Here is a 656-nt window from a genome sequence, read left to right on the forward strand (position 1 = left end):
ACCTGGCCGAAGGCGCCGCCGACGTAGATCGACCGGCCGTCGGGGGCGGGCAGCAGCGCCTTGACCTCGCCCTCGACGGCCGGGGTGAAGGCCGGATCGACGGCGCCCGTGGCGGCGTCGAAGGCGAACAGGCTCCTGCGGTTGAGCACGGTCGTGGAGTCGTCCTCCTGGACCTGGGTGAACTCGCCTCCGACGTAGATCTTGCCGCCGATCTGCACGATGGCGTTGACCTGGCCGTCCAGGACGTGAGGCGTCCAGTTGACCGGATTGTCGGAGACGACGCGGTCCTGCGCGTGCTGCACGGCGGATGCTGGACCGCTCCACAACAGGGCGAGCGCCGTCATCAGCGCTCCCCCCAGGACGGAGACACGTTTGCGTCCCCCCATGGTGACCCCTTTCAAGGGTTGAAGAAGAAAGCCCCCGGGCCATCGGCGATGGCACAGCACGCATCAGACGCCACAGGAGTAATGCAGGTTCACATGCCGCTCATCACGGAACGGCGTACGTCTTCATCACAGAACGGCCAGACCTGCCGTTCCGGACGGAACGGTCCGGACGCCACCGGTCCCGGCCGGTCGGCGACCGGCCGGGACCGCGCGGGGCCTCACCCCGCGGGTGCGAGCACCAGGCTCCACATCGTGGCCCGCAGGCTCGCC

At 69.2% G+C, this 656-nt stretch carries 1 pseudogene; it reads right to left on the reverse strand.

The features are described from left to right. Nucleotides 1–344: pseudogene (locus ABD823_RS34480) on the reverse strand (PKD domain-containing protein); the annotation flags it as partial. Nucleotides 345–656: the final 312 nt, after the last annotated feature.

The organism is Planomonospora alba (assembly GCF_039534085.1).
In the GTDB taxonomy this organism is placed as follows: domain Bacteria; phylum Actinomycetota; class Actinomycetes; order Streptosporangiales; family Streptosporangiaceae; genus Planomonospora_B; species Planomonospora_B alba.